This window comes from Neolewinella maritima (assembly GCF_923081025.1).
Taxonomy (GTDB): domain Bacteria; phylum Bacteroidota; class Bacteroidia; order Chitinophagales; family Saprospiraceae; genus Neolewinella; species Neolewinella maritima.
In genome coordinates this window covers 169,774-186,563 of sequence record NZ_CAKLPZ010000005.1, presented here as the reverse complement: position 1 = coordinate 186,563, position 16,790 = coordinate 169,774, and the positions used below count along the sequence as shown (strand labels likewise).

11 protein-coding genes and 1 CRISPR repeat array are annotated in these 16,790 nt (G+C 55.1%); of the genes, 3 read left to right on the top strand and 8 right to left on the bottom strand.

Annotation, left to right across the window (positions count from 1 at the left end):
• Positions 1–67 precede the first annotated feature (67 nt).
• The 3 genes from MJQ68_RS16585 (at position 68) to MJQ68_RS16575 (ending at position 2,617) form a co-directional block, all read left to right on the top strand.
• Positions 68–529 (top strand): hypothetical protein, encoded by a 462-nt coding sequence (locus MJQ68_RS16585; RefSeq protein WP_238752278.1) that lies wholly within the window; start codon positions 68–70, stop codon positions 527–529.
• 141 nt (positions 530–670) lie between these two features.
• Positions 671–1,570, top strand: coding sequence for a bestrophin family protein (locus MJQ68_RS16580; RefSeq protein WP_238752277.1), 900 nt, complete (start codon positions 671–673; stop codon positions 1,568–1,570).
• Positions 1,571–1,735: 165 nt separating this feature from the next.
• Positions 1,736–2,617, top strand: a complete 882-nt coding sequence (locus tag MJQ68_RS16575) for an SPL family radical SAM protein (RefSeq protein ID WP_238752276.1) — start codon at positions 1,736–1,738, stop codon at positions 2,615–2,617.
• Positions 2,618–2,822: 205 nt separating this feature from the next.
• Positions 2,823–7,833: direct repeats of the CRISPR family, unit length 37 nt; unit sequence GTTTCAATCCAACTACCGCTGGAAGATGGCCCGGAGG.
• Between the two features lie 188 nt (positions 7,834–8,021).
• On the opposite strand, the gene cas4 is transcribed toward MJQ68_RS16575, so the two are convergent.
• From cas4 to MJQ68_RS16535, 8 genes are all read right to left on the bottom strand, one after another.
• A complete protein-coding gene (cas4, locus tag MJQ68_RS16570) occupies positions 8,022–8,597 on the bottom strand; it encodes a CRISPR-associated protein Cas4 (protein ID WP_238752275.1) in 576 nt (191 codons plus the stop codon).
• Between the two features lie 36 nt (positions 8,598–8,633).
• Positions 8,634–8,924, bottom strand: coding sequence for a CRISPR-associated endonuclease Cas2 (cas2, locus tag MJQ68_RS16565; RefSeq protein WP_238752274.1), 291 nt, complete (start codon positions 8,922–8,924; stop codon positions 8,634–8,636).
• Positions 8,921–9,949 carry a CRISPR-associated endonuclease Cas1 gene (cas1, locus tag MJQ68_RS16560; protein WP_238752273.1) on the bottom strand — a complete coding sequence of 343 codons (1,029 nt, stop codon included), beginning with the start codon at positions 9,947–9,949 and terminating at the stop codon, positions 8,921–8,923. Before cas1 ends, cas2 begins: the two co-directional genes overlap by 4 nt.
• Positions 9,950–10,020: 71 nt before the next feature.
• A complete protein-coding gene (locus MJQ68_RS16555) occupies positions 10,021–10,701 on the bottom strand; it encodes a CRISPR-associated endonuclease Cas6 (RefSeq protein ID WP_238752272.1) in 681 nt (226 codons plus the stop codon).
• Positions 10,692–13,214, bottom strand: a complete 2,523-nt coding sequence (gene cas3 / locus MJQ68_RS16550) for a CRISPR-associated helicase Cas3' (protein ID WP_238752271.1) — start codon at positions 13,212–13,214, stop codon at positions 10,692–10,694. The genes MJQ68_RS16555 and cas3 overlap by 10 nt, the downstream gene beginning before the upstream one ends.
• The gene (gene cas5b, locus MJQ68_RS16545) at positions 13,198–13,932 is read right to left on the bottom strand and encodes a type I-B CRISPR-associated protein Cas5b (RefSeq protein ID WP_238752270.1); all 735 of its coding nucleotides are present in this window, start codon (positions 13,930–13,932) and stop codon (positions 13,198–13,200) included. The genes cas3 and cas5b overlap by 17 nt, the downstream gene beginning before the upstream one ends.
• Positions 13,929–14,807: a type I-B CRISPR-associated protein Cas7/Csh2 gene (cas7b, locus tag MJQ68_RS16540; RefSeq protein ID WP_238752269.1), complete on the bottom strand. Its 879-nt coding sequence runs from the start codon at positions 14,805–14,807 to the stop codon at positions 13,929–13,931. Before cas7b ends, cas5b begins: the two co-directional genes overlap by 4 nt.
• Positions 14,808–14,881: 74 nt before the next feature.
• Positions 14,882–16,759, bottom strand: coding sequence for a TM1802 family CRISPR-associated protein (locus tag MJQ68_RS16535; protein WP_238752268.1), 1,878 nt, complete (start codon positions 16,757–16,759; stop codon positions 14,882–14,884).
• Positions 16,760–16,790 lie beyond the last annotated feature (31 nt).

Here is a 16,790-nt window from a genome sequence, read left to right as displayed (position 1 = left end):
GAAAATTCGCTCAGAACCTTTTGCCGCCGCGAAAGTTTTAGCACTGTATTCAAACAAACCAACTACCATGAAACATCTTCTTCTCCTAGTGCTTGCACTAACCGTTCTGGCCTGTGCCGAACAACCCGCCAACACTACCGAAACCGACATGGACACCGATGTGGTGACCACCCCCGACATGGACCGCCCCGAGGTCGACATGCCCGCCGCCGATCCTACCCTGACGGCTACCATCGATGCGGTACAGTCCACCGGTGGTGACATCACCGCCCTGCCCGCCGACGCCGCCGTATCCAACATCGATACCTGGATCAACAAGCTCGACGGAATGGACGGTACCGACGGTATCGTCTCCAACCTGCAGAGCCTCAAGGGGGAACTGACCTCCGGCAGCATCGACGGAGGCCGCGTCTCCGAGCTGCTCTCGACCCTCGCCAGCGAAACCCGCTCCGTGAGCGGTGGCAACCAGGGCCTGAGCGCCCTCGCCAGCGCACTGGAAGCCGGTGCCGAGAAGCTGGGTGGCAAGTAAGCTGACCCGCTTTAGCACCCATACAGAAAGCCCCGCGACGGATCGTCGTGGGGCTTTTTTGTTTTCCCGCCAGTGGGGCGATCCAAACCTCCCTTAATATTTATTGGTTATTGGTAGGTATCATTCGTTAACGGCGCTGATATGTTACTTCGCAACGGTATTCCGCTCCGATTTATCTTCCGTCAGATCCGGTTGGAACTGCTCCTCGTGACCCTATTCGTGGTGATCATCGGAGTAATCGACGAAAATAAGTTTTTGAACCTCGCTATTCCCGCTACGGTGCCCACTATTCTGGGTACGGCCATTTCGCTTCTGCTGGCCTTCCGCACCAATCAGGGCTACCAGCGGTGGTGGGAGGCCCGCATCGTCTGGGGTGCCATCGTCAACGACTCGCGCACGCTGATCCGGCAACTGCTCGCCTTCACGCACGACCATGGGGATTACCTACCGGACCTCTACCGACGCGTCGCGCACCGGCAGATCGCTTTCTGTTATGCGCTGGGCAACTCCCTACGCGGTATGGATACGCTACCCGCTATCGGCGGACTGATCGATACAGAAGAGCGCAGCTTACTACGCCGCCACGATAACGTACCCAATGCACTCCTGCAGCTCCACGGCGACGACCTGGCCGAGCTGCTGCGGCGCGAGTGGGTGAACCCCTACCAGCAGGTCCAGCTCGACGATACCCTGCGCCGCCTGTGTGATTCGATGGGAAAGTGCGAGCGGATCAAGAATACAGTATTTCCCAGTGCCTACAATATCATCATCGTACTATTCATCTACCTCTTCGTATTCTCGCTGCCCTTTGCACTGGTAGAGTCCTTCGGTCTGGGACAGATCCCGATCGTGATCGTAGTAGCTGCCGCCTTCTTCCTGATCGAGAAGTCAGCCATCTACCTTCAGGACCCCTTCGAGAACAGACCCACCGACACCCCGATGACCGCCATTGCCCGCACCATAGACATCAACCTCCGACAAATGATCGGGGAGGGGGAGGTGCCGGAAAAACTGCCGGCGGAGGGCTTTTACCTGATGTAGTAAGCGGTGTAGACGCTATCAAAAAGTGGTAGTGAAAGCACCCGTTTAATGCCCATCAATACGCCAGAAACACGGCCAAATCGCCAACCCTACGCACCTCCAACTTGTTAGCATAAGCTTACCCACGACCCAGCGGCTGACCTCCTTTATCACCCACTATTTCCCATGCCGCAACTGAAACGACAACGCACTAAGCCCCTGAAGGTCAAGGACAACGGCCGCTCGGCCGACTACGTCACGCCTAACTTCATCTACGGATGCCTGGGGGGCTGCCGCGATAGCTACTGCTACGTGATGCGCTACAACCACGACAAGGTCTATATCAACGAAAATACCGAGCAGCTACTGGGTAGCGTCGCCAAGCACGCCGACGCCCTCGCCTGGCCCAAGCGCCCCAATCAGACCGACCCGACCTACTACACCTACGACATCGGCTGCAGCACCGATATCGGACTGCACTGGAAGCACTACGACTGGCTCCAGGTCTTCGCCTTCTTCCGCGATCACCCCACGGCCAAGGCCACTTTCGCCACCAAGTACGTCAACGACAAGCTGCTAGACTTCGATCCCCAGGGCAAGGTGCGCATCCGCTTCAGTCTGATGCCCCAGAAGATGAGCGACCTGGTCGAGCCCCGCACCAGCAAGATCGCCGACCGCATCGCGGCCATCCCCCGCTTCATCGCCGCGGGCTACGACGTGCACGTCAACTTTAGTCCCATCATCTTCTGCGAAGGCTGGCTCGACGACTACCGAGAGCTCTTCGCGCAACTTGCCGCCGTGGTCACCACGCCCGCCCACCGCGCCATGGTGCAGGCCGAGGCCATCATGGTCACCCACAACCCCTGGCAACACGAGCGCAACCTCGCCGCCGGCATGACCGAAGCCGAGGCCCACCTCTGGCGCCCCGATATTCAGGAGCACAAAAAATCAGGCTACGGTAGCAGCGCCGTACGCTACGCCCGCGGCTTCAAAGCCCAGCTATGCGAAGAGTGGCTAGCCGTCCACGACGCGGTGATACCCTGGAACACCGTACGGTATCTGTTTTGATGGGATGCTTACTGGAGGATCAGTATGCGTAGCAGCAGGCGTACGCTCATGAATTGTCCGTTGTAATCTGACCACTGCTGATAGGGAACTGTGAGGGAAATCACCGATACGCGAAAAAGCGTATCGGTGATCTGTTTAGATTCAACTGGGTCTGAAAATAGCCTGGAGGCTAGTAGGAAATTGTTTATCATTTCAAGAATTTCCATTCTCAATTCGACTACTACTGGAAGATGGCCCGGAGGACCGTTACGCGAATTCGCGTAACGGTGAATATCACCCAAGTTTTAATCCAACTACTGCTGGAAGATGGCCCGGAGGGTGCGGGGGTTCTGCTTTAGGTCCACAATGTATACCGTTTCAATCCAACTATCGCTGGAAGATGGCCCGGAGGCCTACACCCCACCATGAAGCCGGTCGAGCTGGTAGGTTTCAATCCAACTATCGCTGGAAGATGGCCCGGAGGATGGACTTCAAGACCTCCCTGGTCGAAGAACCCCTGCTGTTTCAATCCAACTATCGCTGGAAGATGGCCCGGAGGGGGTTTGATCTTGGCGACACGTTCGGAATCCTTCGTGTTTCAATCCAACTATCGCTGGAAGATGGCCCGGAGGCGTTTGCGGACGTAGTTGCGCAGGAACTCGCCGGGATGTTTCAATCCAACTATCGCTGGAAGATGGCCCGGAGGGGATCACCGGGCACCGCGACTTTGACCTCGGTTATTGTTTCAATCCAACTATCGCTGGAAGATGGCCCGGAGGAAGGGTTCAAGATTGGGGGTCATGTGTGGAAGTTTCGTTTCAATCCAACTATCGCTGGAAGATGGCCCGGAGGCAGCCAGATCATGCGAGCCCATGAAGCCGGCCGGATGTTTCAATCCAACTATCGCTGGAAGATGGCCCGGAGGAACCGCAAGTTCTGCGAGGCCCGCACCCGCTATAGCGTTTCAATCCAACTATCGCTGGAAGATGGCCCGGAGGCAACAGGTGTTTAGCGTGACGGCGTACTAGTGTGATGTTTCAATCCAACTATCGCTGGAAGATGGCCCGGAGGACTTTACTTGAACCTGCTTATGCTGTTTATAAGCAAGTTTCAATCCAACTATCGCTGGAAGATGGCCCGGAGGCCGGTTGGGTTCTGGAGGATGGGATGGAAGAATATTAGTTTCAATCCAACTATCGCTGGAAGATGGCCCGGAGGTGGGGCTCACTTCCATGTCACCGAAACCGGCAGCATGTTTCAATCCAACTATCGCTGGAAGATGGCCCGGAGGTTAAGGCAGTAGAGACCGGCTCTAACGTGAACCGATGTTTCAATCCAACTATCGCTGGAAGATGGCCCGGAGGTTTGCTCGTCAACCGCAACACCATCCGGAGTAGCTAGTTTCAATCCAACTATCGCTGGAAGATGGCCCGGAGGACCGCCCGATCGAAGTGCGGCCCGCTAACGTCAGCGGTTTCAATCCAACTATCGCTGGAAGATGGCCCGGAGGATTGCTGGGACGCGGCTTTGTACTTCGTGAATAGGGGTTTCAATCCAACTATCGCTGGAAGATGGCCCGGAGGCATTAGCGATGGTATTGCTAGTACAAAGATGGCGATGTTTCAATCCAACTATCGCTGGAAGATGGCCCGGAGGCGTAAAGGCGACACTATCGGCCATAATAGAATTATTGTTTCAATCCAACTATCGCTGGAAGATGGCCCGGAGGCTTTTTTAGCCGACGTAGTTGGTACTGACTTAGGTAACGTTTCAATCCAACTATCGCTGGAAGATGGCCCGGAGGATAGCTCGTTCCAGTTGTAGTCTGAGTCGTATACGGTTTCAATCCAACTACCGCTGGAAGATGGCCCGGAGGCTTCGCACAACGCTGCAAGACCTCAACCAGCACATGTTTCAATCCAACTACCGCTGGAAGATGGCCCGGAGGAAGGGTTCGAGATTGGGGGTCATGTGTGAGAATTTCGTTTCAATCCAACTACCGCTGGAAGATGGCCCGGAGGTTTGCCCCGGTCGAGAATGTAGGTCAGGCCGCCATTGTTTCAATCCAACTACCGCTGGAAGATGGCCCGGAGGACAGCTATTCGCCTTCGGGTAGTGGGTGTTGGTGGGTTTCAATCCAACTACCGCTGGAAGATGGCCCGGAGGTGTTTTTCGGAAATCAGATATACGAGGTTGTAGAGAGTTTCAATCCAACTACCGCTGGAAGATGGCCCGGAGGCGTCACTGTTCATGTGGGCTACGATATTAGAGATGGGTTTCAATCCAACTACCGCTGGAAGATGGCCCGGAGGTTACGATTACTTTGATACTGAGTTTGCTCAGCAAATGTTTCAATCCAACTACCGCTGGAAGATGGCCCGGAGGTGTAGAACATCTCAATATGTGCAACATCGTATACACGTTTCAATCCAACTACCGCTGGAAGATGGCCCGGAGGCGTGCGCAACGCCTTCATGAAGTCGGCCTACGTGCAGTTTCAATCCAACTACCGCTGGAAGATGGCCCGGAGGACCCACGCTGACCATCAGCTACCGGATTGGTGAAGTGTTTCAATCCAACTACCGCTGGAAGATGGCCCGGAGGAGGGCGGGACGTTTTACGGCGGTCATAGTGTAGTATGTTTCAATCCAACTACCGCTGGAAGATGGCCCGGAGGCATCGTCACGGCCTTGCTGTTCGCCGCGCACGCCTGGTTTCAATCCAACTACCGCTGGAAGATGGCCCGGAGGTTTCGATCATCGGGGATGGGCTAATCATCTAGGGATGTTTCAATCCAACTACCGCTGGAAGATGGCCCGGAGGAGTGGTTGACTCCTATCAATCAGCTTCTGCAGGGTGAGTTTCAATCCAACTACCGCTGGAAGATGGCCCGGAGGCACACTACACCATGGGCCAAGCAGCCGATGACATTTGTTTCAATCCAACTACCGCTGGAAGATGGCCCGGAGGATATCACCGGCAACTACCCAGGCGCCGGCTTCACCCGTTTCAATCCAACTACCGCTGGAAGATGGCCCGGAGGCCCTAGCGGTATTTGTCCTGTTCGCAAACATTGCGGGGTTTCAATCCAACTACCGCTGGAAGATGGCCCGGAGGCATCACAACCGATTAAATCAAACGAGCTATGAATACGTTTCAATCCAACTACCGCTGGAAGATGGCCCGGAGGTGATTGGCCGGGGGTGCTTTTTAACACACTATGACAGTTTCAATCCAACTACCGCTGGAAGATGGCCCGGAGGCCCACCCTGACCTACTGGTATGTAGATAGCCTGGGCGTTTCAATCCAACTACCGCTGGAAGATGGCCCGGAGGATGGCGGGCATAGAGGCGTCCAGCAGCATGAGGTAGTTTCAATCCAACTACCGCTGGAAGATGGCCCGGAGGCCCCACACGGTACAACCGGTGTACTAGTCAGGGACGGGGTTTCAATCCAACTACCGCTGGAAGATGGCCCGGAGGCCATTTAGGCGCTTTACTTGACATTATCGGGTTTTTGTTTCAATCCAACTACCGCTGGAAGATGGCCCGGAGGGCCGCCGGAGGTGGACCGGCCGACTGGACCGAGATCAGTTTCAATCCAACTACCGCTGGAAGATGGCCCGGAGGGTAGGCAGCGCATTACCGCAAAGATCAGCCCAAAAGGTTTCAATCCAACTACCGCTGGAAGATGGCCCGGAGGCTCCACGTATGCGTCGTGCGGGTAGCCTGCCTTTGTGTTTCAATCCAACTACCGCTGGAAGATGGCCCGGAGGTGTTGTCGTCTACCTGAGCCTGAAGCGCAGTGGGGTGTTTCAATCCAACTACCGCTGGAAGATGGCCCGGAGGTCTCGACATCCCGCACTAACACCCGATCACCTCTTTGTTTCAATCCAACTACCGCTGGAAGATGGCCCGGAGGTGATTCACTGGCACGGAACCACCTACTAATCACTTGTTTCAATCCAACTACCGCTGGAAGATGGCCCGGAGGGCAGCGCGAACTTGCCAAGATGCCGAGCGTACGGCTGTTTCAATCCAACTACCGCTGGAAGATGGCCCGGAGGTATATCTGTTCCGACTGTTATTCCAGGACTGTACGTGTTTCAATCCAACTACCGCTGGAAGATGGCCCGGAGGAATACAGCAGCGCCGGTGAGAACCGTTACACGTACGGTTTCAATCCAACTACCGCTGGAAGATGGCCCGGAGGCCTTGATCGACGTAAGTGTGACGGGAGGGGTGGTATGTTTCAATCCAACTACCGCTGGAAGATGGCCCGGAGGACAGATTCTGGGCCTCGATCAAGCCCAAAGCGACATGTTTCAATCCAACTACCGCTGGAAGATGGCCCGGAGGAGCGCATCACACGCCGAGCAGTACCCAGGGAGGAAGGTTTCAATCCAACTACCGCTGGAAGATGGCCCGGAGGGTACCCCTGCGCACAATAAGGCCGTGGGCGGTGTCCGTTTCAATCCAACTACCGCTGGAAGATGGCCCGGAGGCATCTACATGATGCGGGACCACCATTCCGGGGCTACGTTTCAATCCAACTACCGCTGGAAGATGGCCCGGAGGCCGTCCTGCCGCTTCGTCCAGGTCGGCTGCGAGTGTGTTTCAATCCAACTACCGCTGGAAGATGGCCCGGAGGCCGTTTGCCGCCCTTGCGCATGGACGTGATGATGAAAGTTTCAATCCAACTACCGCTGGAAGATGGCCCGGAGGGGTCGCCGGTTTTCTTGTCGATGTATGCGGTACCCGGTTTCAATCCAACTACCGCTGGAAGATGGCCCGGAGGCAAGGCGCTTGCTGATCGGTCCCGGCGCTGAATCCTGTTTCAATCCAACTACCGCTGGAAGATGGCCCGGAGGCAAGTATGCTAAAGATGGTAAACACTGCAAGCGCTGGTTTCAATCCAACTACCGCTGGAAGATGGCCCGGAGGACGACTTTTTAGTATATCGTGACCGCGTATATCAGGGTTTCAATCCAACTACCGCTGGAAGATGGCCCGGAGGAGCGGTAAGCGGTATTGGTTTCACGGCGATGGCCTATGTTTCAATCCAACTACCGCTGGAAGATGGCCCGGAGGAACATCCACAGAAAGCCGGTCCCCCATTTGCCGAGGGTTTCAATCCAACTACCGCTGGAAGATGGCCCGGAGGAATGGGGATCTGTGCTGCGACACACAGGGGTAGCAGGTTTCAATCCAACTACCGCTGGAAGATGGCCCGGAGGATGTCCCTCTCCATAACCTTTTGAAAATAAATAACTTACGTCCAATTTTGCACTGGAAAATTGCCAATGAAGCAGGTCAACTACTTCCCGTACTGGGTCGAAAGGGCTAAGGCTCCGCATTGGCAAACGGTTGAGCGTCAATTGCTTAGCCCGACTTTTACGGGAAGAATAAATATGAACGCGTCCGGTCACTGGATACACACCTTTCGGTAGGTGCAAGTTAGGCAACGTTTCTTATACTTGGTGGCTCTAGGGAAGGTATTATTTTCTACCACCTCCCGAATTTCAGCGGCTGTCTGCCTCACGCCGTCGAGGGCCAGTTCGGGCGTCGGAAGCTCAACGACTTTATTATTACTCCGGGTATACACGATGAAGCCCCGGGTCACCGATTTACCGAAGATGCTCTTGATCAGTAAGGCATAGCAGTAGAGTTGCGTCAGGTAGGTTGAGAATACCCGATCTTTATATTCTGCAAACTTATAATCTAGCGGTGCAAAAGTGCCGTCTTCGAGCTCCAAGACCTCATCGATGCGGCCGCGCAAAAAATCGTTGGTCAGGTACTGATCGTCTAGGCGGCTGACTACTCCCAGCCGCTTACGCAGGTAACCCTTGTTACGCTCCAGCCGCTCGTCGTGTAGCTGGCGGCCGCGTAGTACTTTACTATACTTCTCCTCATTTTGCGGAAGCCGTAGCACCCACTCAAAGTAGGTGAAGCGCGGACAGTATAAGTGCTGAATGATATGAGAAGGGGTAATGCTGAACATTGCTCTTTGTAAGTTTTATGCACCTGCGTCCCCGCCCTAAAGTAGCAAGTGGCGCACCTCGGCGGTAACGAACTTGCGGTTGAAGGCCTGCCCGAGTAGAATGGCCTGCTTCAACTCCTGTTTGGTCAGGGAAAAGAGGTAGACCTTGTCCACATTCTCGTCGATCTCATCCAGCACGTCTAGGCGTAGGGCGTCGCGCTCGTCGGCCGATACTTCTCCCAGAAATACGCTGTACTGTACCCGGTAAAGGCCAGCCTGCTTACAGAAGCGGGAAACCCGGGTGCGTGCCCGATCGTCGGCGATGTCATACAGTACCCACAGGATCATACCTCCATTATTTCTACATCGCCTACTTCGACTTCCAGCAGTTCTTGTGCGAACCGGTGCGCATCGGCCAGCATAGCGTTGGCCCGACAGCGGTTGCGCCGCCCGTGCCGGACTTTCTCTCCCTCGAAAAACTTACCCATTGCCTCGATTAGTTTCTCCTTGCCGGGTTTTAGGAGCGTGATACCACCGGCCAACGCTCCCCAGTCATCGAGGCCTACTACCTTGCGGGAAAACAAGCGAAAGACCACCCAGTCTACCCACGGCCGGTAGGGCTCGATGAAGTCGAATACCATGCTTTTCTGGTTGTAATCGTCGCGGTGCATGAAGCCTACGTAGGGGTCGAGACCGGCGATCATCAGTGCCTTCTCGACCCGCCCGTAAAGGATACCGTAGCCATAATTGAGAAAAGCGTTAAAGGGGTCCGCAGCCGGACGCGAGCTGCGCCCCGCAAAGCAATACTGCTTCGGTATCAGGGCACTCAGCGTCTGAAAATAGAGCCTGCCCGCCGTGCCTTCTAGCCCGCGTAGTGTCTCGGCAACGTCGCCCGTCCGCTGACCGTCCGTCACGCAGCTGGTTATGGCCGCCGACAGTGCGGCAATACGCTCTCGCCGCTCATCGAGAAGTTCGTGGTGCGCTTTACGGTGCTTTCTGAGACTGTGGAGTAGGTCGCACTGCGCCGCCAATTTGGCCGTCAGCCACCTGCCGGTGTACGCCAACCCCTCGCTACCGAGGCTGGCCTCCAGTTGCCGCTTCCTGATCTTGGTCGTACTACCGAGCTTCGCGTGCCAGAACCGGCCGAGCGGTTGTCCGGAGCGATCGGCGAGGATCAAATCGACGTTATGCACGAGCGCCAGACGTATCGCATCGCTGCTCATTGCTCCGGCCACGGTCAGTATGATCGCCTTGACTTTCTTAGCCGCTAGGTGATGCACGGTGTTTTCACCCCCCTCGCCGGGCACCCGTATTTCAAACATGGCGTCTCGTACGTGAAGGTAGGTACCGAAGCTATTCAAGTAAACTTGCATGGCCGTAAAGCTGGGGCGGGGCGGTGTAGATTACCTTCAGCGGGCGGGGACGCGGGTGCGAAGAAATTCCGTTACGCAGGCACCACCGTGCCGAACCCTTTGCTAATCGATTTTCCGATACCCAATCGTGGGGGCAACAGTACGTTGGCGGTGAACGTGCCGGTATACATCTGCATGCGCTGGTTCTTCACGGTGATTAGGCGCGGGCTTAGCCGGTGGCTAAGCATAATGGGCTGCTCGGGGGTCACCGTGCATCCGATACCCCTGAGGGCGGTGATGAGGTGACTGGTAAGCACCTTGGTGATAAAACCACGTAGCTCTGTTTCCGGCAGTTTACGAAAGATGGCGTAGTTATCCTGATTGAAGGCGAAGAGGGGGGAGGCAAGGCGGTATTCGTGCAACTCGCTCACCACGCCGGCCCGCACTTTTTTTACTTCCAGCTCCTTATCATCAACGTTTACTGACTGGCCAGCGATGTCAATGTTGTCTACGTTCATGAAGGTGTCGAGCACCGGGGCGGCACCGGCCGCAACGCCGAGCACGGTCGGTGTGCCCCCGATCACTTTGTACTGGATTAGGGAGTAAGCATATCGGAAACCTTCCTCCGGCGTGTGGTTGTGAAACAATACCGAATCCTGGCCGAAGGCACCGGCGAAGTAGCCGCGGAGTTTACCGGCATCCGCGGCGCGTAGGCGTAGTGCGGGAAAAGTTAGGGTGGTGAGGTCGACGGTGGTCGTAGCATCTAGAAGCATTCGGTCGGCTTGTCGTCTGGTTCGAAGTAGCCAGTGGTGAGGTCGTAGCAGCGGCGGTAGTCATACTTGCCGGGTTCGGCAGTTAGGCGCACGAAGGGTTTGTTCTCCGCTTCCTCCCGCAATTCCTCCGGCAGGTACTTAGTAGGAAACTGGACGACGTACTGTAGTAGGGCAGGCCTTAGCAGCCGGAGTTCACGTTTCTTATCCCAACGGCCCAGCTCATCGTTGTGTAGGATAGCGACCATCCGGTCATACACTTCACGGCTCGTCAGCGACATGTCGTTGTGAGTAACCGTCGGTAGACGGTCGGGGTCGTCGATAAAAACGCCATAGGTAATGTATTCCTGTTCAATTAGGGAAAACGCTTTTTCCGCCGTCTCGAAACGGAGTTGGTAAAGATGATTTAGTATGGTTTTTGAAGTGGCGCTACCGTCGGCGACCGCCTTGCGTACCTCCACGGCGTAGGCTTCGTTGAGGGAGTAGAATTGTGCCTCCGAAATCGTCGTCTTGCCCGTTTCGCGGAGTTTGGCCTTCAGCACGCGTTCGGTTTTTTTGAGTAGCTCGGGTGCGTATATTTTATCTGCCCGTATGCTCTTAAACAAGCGCACCGCACCCGTGGCCCCGCCCTTCATGTTGCGGTTGCAACGGCCCGCCGACTGGTTGATGCTATCCAGCGGAGCGAAAGCCCGGTAGACCACGTCGAGATCAATATCTACTCCAGCTTCCACGACTTGCGTACTTACGACCACCTTACGTAGCCCATTGCTCGATTTGATCTGACGGATGCGGCGCTTACGTTCGATCGGTAGGATGGCGGAAGAAAGGTAGATGTACTCTACGTTGGGTAGTGCCCGTGCCGCTAACGCTTCGAACACTAATCGGCTATCCTTCACGAAGTTGAAAATGAACAAGAAAGATCGGCTCGTTTCTTCACGCACCGCGATGTCAAAGAGCTCAATCTGTGCTTCGAGCTGGTCCGGCCCTTCCAACCAAAGGCTAAGGTCAAGATCTATGCGCGGCATACGCTCGAATAGTTCGCGGGTGTAGACGTACGTGGGATCGGTAAGCTCGATCACCGCCGTTGCGTCGCGCATTAAAAACGGCTGCGTCGCGGTCACGAAAATGAAGCGTGTCCCCAAGTACTTATGTATGCCCTCGAACAGGTCGCTGACTAGATTAAAGTATCTAGGGGGTATGCTCTGTACCTCGTCCAAGATAACGACGGCATTTGCTAGATTATGAAATTTACGCAGTTTGCGGTTGCGGTTGCTAACTAGCGTTTCAAGAAACTGCACGAAGGTGGTCACCGTAAGGGTGTACTCCCAACCTTCCACTAAGTATTCCTTTTCGCTGTACTCCAGGTTGTTCTCTTCACCGGCCCCACCACGAGTATCGGGCCAGTCGGCGAGGTAGTGGTGCTTAGCCAGCTCTCCGGTCAGGGGGATGTCGGTGCTAGCTAGTATCTTTTCCAGTATAGCTGCGTTCTGGTCGATCACGGAGGTGAACGGCAGGCAGTAGATAATTCGCGGTAGGCAGTCTGGATCAACCCTTTGTAGACGAACAGCTGCATTGTAGGCCGTCAGGGTTTTTCCCATACCCGTCGGCAGGGTAATGGAGTAGAAGCCCGCCTTCGGGTTAGCCAGTAAATTCTCCTGCACGCGCTGGTAAGCTTCTTCCCGCCAGGCATTCATCTGCGAAGGCTGTGCCTCGCCGAAAGCGAGCTGTTTATAGCGGTCGATAAGGTCTGCCGGCAGCCGGGCTACCGTACCAATGAGCTTGCGGTCGCGCAGCATCATGTCACCCTTGTCACCCGACAGCAGCAGGGAAAAAAGAAACACGGTGCGTAGGTAGGGTAGGAGCGACTTGTTATCCATCAGCTCCAGGTATACTCGTGAAAAGTAAATACTTCTATACGCTGCCTGGAGCCCTTTTAATTCAGCCGCATACGCAACGCCTACCTTTTTCAAAATCGCGCGATAGTCATCGTGGTTGAAGTGAGCCCACTGCTCGACCAGCGTACGCTGATGGTGTTCAGCTCCTCGCTGAACATCGTCGTCAAAGTCTTTTAGGTTTCCATGATGACGCGCAATGACTTCGTAGATCATTGTGCGTTGTAGGGGCGACGTATCGTCCGGTAACGGCGACTGCACGATAAAAGCACCGATCAGGGAATGGCCCCGCAGGTCGCCATCATCTTTCGCCGCTTCGAGCGTGCGCCGGTCGGGGTGGCGCGCAAAGTCCTTGACATAGGCCGTATCCAGTCCTTTCAAACCGGCATTTTCTTTACGGGCAACCTCGGTAATGCGCCACTGAAAGTAATCGGTAGCCTTTCCGAAATCATGGAAATAGACCAGCAATCGCCGGATCGCTTCGATCTCTTGCTCCCCAAAAAAGTCTGGTGATAACACCTTCCCCTTCAGTGCCGCCGCGCTGGCCTCGTCGACCGAGCTCAGGTGCTGCCACAGCGATTGGTGGGGGTGGCTGACCAAGCGGTCCTTAGAAGAATAAGACACGGTCGGCATTTTCTGAAAGTCCTGTGATTCGATAGGCGTCGGTCACGCGAGCGGCAATAGGAAGGCCGCCGCGATCTAGTACGATGTTCTCCCGCACCGTTACGTCGCGGCTTGGCAGCATCTCTACGGCATACTGTCCGACCTCCATCAGCCGGGTGTTGCGACCGGGTGGCGGGGGTAGTAGCTTTTCGAGCGCGCGCTTGGGTAGTACGCTATCAATGTCTTCCTCCCTACTGCTCTCGGCTTTTCCCTCGCCTACGTAAGTAATTTGCCCGATGAGATTGGCGATGCCTAGGGTAGGGGTATAAAAGCTTTGTCCCCGCTCGAGTAGGTCTTTCAGTTTCCCGTACAGCTCCTCATCTCGGTGCGTGAAGTAGATTCGGTAGTGCGGCCGATCGACGAACTCCATCAGGGTCGGCTTACGATTTTCAGTGCCGCGCAGTGCGCCGAAGGAGGGACGCAGATTGATCGTCAGTCGCTGCACTGCCACGGGCCGCATCAGCCGAATAGCCACCCGACAACTCCCTTCTCGAAACGAGTTGAGATAATTATTGCCTTCCTTTTCCAATCCCAGTATCGCGGCGAAGAGCCCGTAAAGACTTGACTTCGGTGGAATTGGATAGGTCAGCGCCGTAGTGGTCGCAAAAATCTTTTTGTAGTGCGCGAATGGCCCGGTCAGGTCGAACACGAGCACCGGCATTCCGTCTAGCTCACTCACTTCGTGAAAATTGGCGCGCTGAGTTGCAGACGGTCGTCCTGACGGACGTGTACGGCAGCAATCCTGTCCGCATTCTCGGCGAGTACGCGGTTGAGAGTGGTGGTGTCCAGCACGTAATCTGTGACGTCGGTTACCTCCTTAAAGTCAATATTCTCTTGGTTTTGAAACGCCAGTCGCTCCAGCAAGTCACCGATGAAAAACATGGGCTCACTGTAGTCGATTTTGACGAGTAAGCGGGGCATGTGACCCTTCTTGGAGCGGCTAAGTAGCCCTTTAGTGCCGGCCCAGATGGCTTCCATCAGTTCGGAGATGTCCTCATCGGTGGTGCCGGTATGTCGCGCAGCCTGCTCGTTGATGACGCCGTGGAAGCCGATGAGCCCGTAGGTGATGTTGTACTCTTCGCGAAAGGTTTTCTGTTGCGCGCCTTCCGTCGTTGCGAATGCCCCCGTTCCCTTCAGATAATTCATTTCTACGGGGTGCAGGCTTGTGCCCATACCGAACTGTACCGGACCGGTAAGGTTAAATGACATTTTCTTTTTCCCTTTCGGTGCCGATACTCCGCCGAACAGCCGTACGTCGATGAATTTGCGGGTAAATTCCTCCTTGTCTTCGTAGCTCTCCGAGCGTTTGGCGCCGGTCACGGGCTGGCCGTCTTCGTCGCGGATAAAAATGTCCTTATCGGGTGTACTCCCATCGTAGCCCTTTTCCATCAGGTAGTCGCGGATGGTGCGCTTCAGTCGCACGTCGGTCACCAGACAGGTGCGGGTCGCTTCGTGCAGGCGCGGCTGGTTGCCGTTATTGGGGTCGCCGTTAGGGTTGCAATTTTTGCAGTCGTAGAGAAAGAGGAGCTCACTGCGGTGGCTAATAGTTGACATAAGTACTGGGGGTTTGTGCCGGTATGGCGGCAATTGTAGAAGAAAAGTTGGTGGGCGGGGACGCGGGTGCAGGCTTATTCAGTGGATGCGGGCTCCTGCTGCTCTTTGGCTTCTCTGCGCTCCCGGGCCATATCCATACCGAATTTATCCTGCATTACTAGGCCGGTAGAAAAAGCGAAAGAAAGATCGTCGCGACTGGGTTTCTTACCCTCGATCAGCAAGGAATTTGCTTCAGAAAGTAACTGCGTAGTCTCCGTGTGTGAGGGTGCATAGCCGCCGGATTTTCGTCCCTGGTATTCCTGAATCTTATTCAGTAGCGGGGCGGATAAGGCACGCAGCTCATCCAGTCCCATATTCAGGTTATTGAGCTTTTTCAGGAATGGCTTACTCCTTAGGTGATCGTACTGCGCGTAAGCGAGCATACTCGTCAGGCAGCCGAGCAGGAAAGCACCCTTGAGCGCCGGCTGCGGGTCGAAGAAAGCGGCGTGTTCCGTGAGATAAGCTTCCCTGCGGAGGGTAATCGGGCTACTGGGTTCGTCCATAATTTGGTAAGATGTATGATTAAAAAGGCCTAACCGTCCCAGCAGCGTACGGGTGGCTATGGCCTGTTGCACGGTGGTGTGGAAGGGCAGGTGATAATCGTCGCCGTCCGTTTTGAAGGCTTCGCGAATCTTGCGGGTGAGGGCGGCAACGATGGTCGCTTCATCGAGCGGCTGGCCGTAAAATACCCCTTCGAGTATGCGAAAAAAGGCAGGGTCGAAACGGATCTTTAGCCCCTTACCCTCCGAAAAGAAGTTTTTGACCATACCGAAGTGAATCCGGAACGGAACAAGTTCTTTGTCTTTGTTGCGGTAGCCGAAAGCCCTACCGTAGCGATCACCGATTTGCTTGATAGTGTTCCGGAGCTGTACGAGCCGGGCGGGCGCAACATCTTGTAAGTGAAGTTGCAGGGCCAGTTGCGCCTGCTTGCGCTGGTAGAATAGAATATCAAAGATGACGCCCGACCGCTGTATGGTTTCATCACTGGCCAGTATGTCGATCAGACCACCCGCCTTTAGTATGGGTGTAGCTTTACCCGCAAGGGTTGTGTCATTCTTGTCTTTGATCATCTTACGCGCCATTGTGAGCAACTGTGACGGGCTGCCCTCAATCATCCTTGGTACAATTAGATATTCCAGGGTATAAAAGCGATCGGTCAAGTTAGAGAAAGCGTAGCGTCGGGCGGCCTCTAGTGCCAGCGCCGCATCCTTACTTACCGGGAACATCCGAAAAGAGCTTGCCCCGTCAAATCCCCCACGGCTGAAGCTGATGTCGTTGACGGTAAATCCCAGGGTGTCGATCCTTCCCCATACCTCGACGTCCGTTTCGTGACTGAGGGCACAGGTTTTGGCCTTACCCCTACTTTTTTCGTAGTACTTCGTGTAGGCTTCCTGGTCCAGCAAATCGCGAAGTTCCTCGTACTCTCCCAGATACTTATCGTTAACCCTAAGGGTATAGATGTAGCGGTGGTCTTTACTGCCCGTCTCGTTATAGAGAAGCTCATTGATCCGTGCCAGGCCGACTTCTTTAGCTGCCGTAGAACTGAAGTAGACACTCTTACCGTCCGGAATAGCACGACCGATCCGACTCATGATCTTTTCGACATTGTCGCGTTGAGTCTCCTGCTGTTTTTCCGTCTCCAGGCTATGTACGGGGTAAAAGGGCCCAGTCGCTACCAGTGGAGCACCGCGCGCTCCCTTTGGCTTTCGGTAAAGGTAGCGATGAGCGTGAGCGGGTGAAAATGTCTCCATGTCCGTGCCCATCACCTCGTCGTTCTTGATTTCGAGTACGATCACCTTAGCCCGGTCCAGCTCGTCAAAGCCGGCGAAAGGATTAGCGTAGCTGGCAAAGTAGGGGGCAAAATCTTCGTTAGTCTTGAGTGCCTGGCCGAGCGCGTAGAGAGATTGGATCATGGGGTAGTCAACTGATGGGTCAAAGATGGGG

Bases quoted from the DNA above. Each gene is read 5' to 3' on its own strand.
- MJQ68_RS16585 (WP_238752278.1), top strand. From the start codon at position 68: ATGAAACATCTTCTTCTCCTAGTGCTTGCACTAACCGTTCTGGCCTGT.
- MJQ68_RS16580 (WP_238752277.1), top strand. From the start codon at position 671: ATGTTACTTCGCAACGGTATTCCGCTCCGATTTATCTTCCGTCAGATC.
- MJQ68_RS16575 (WP_238752276.1), top strand. From the start codon at position 1,736: ATGCCGCAACTGAAACGACAACGCACTAAGCCCCTGAAGGTCAAGGAC.
- cas4 (WP_238752275.1), bottom strand. From the start codon at position 8,597: ATGTTCAGCATTACCCCTTCTCATATCATTCAGCACTTATACTGTCCG.
- cas2 (WP_238752274.1), bottom strand. From the start codon at position 8,924: ATGATCCTGTGGGTACTGTATGACATCGCCGACGATCGGGCACGCACC.
- cas1 (WP_238752273.1), bottom strand. From the start codon at position 9,949: ATGCAAGTTTACTTGAATAGCTTCGGTACCTACCTTCACGTACGAGAC.
- MJQ68_RS16555 (WP_238752272.1), bottom strand. From the start codon at position 10,701: ATGCTTCTAGATGCTACGACCACCGTCGACCTCACCACCCTAACTTTT.
- cas7b (WP_238752269.1), bottom strand. From the start codon at position 14,807: ATGTCAACTATTAGCCACCGCAGTGAGCTCCTCTTTCTCTACGACTGC.
- MJQ68_RS16535 (WP_238752268.1), bottom strand. From the start codon at position 16,759: ATGATCCAATCTCTCTACGCGCTCGGCCAGGCACTCAAGACTAACGAA.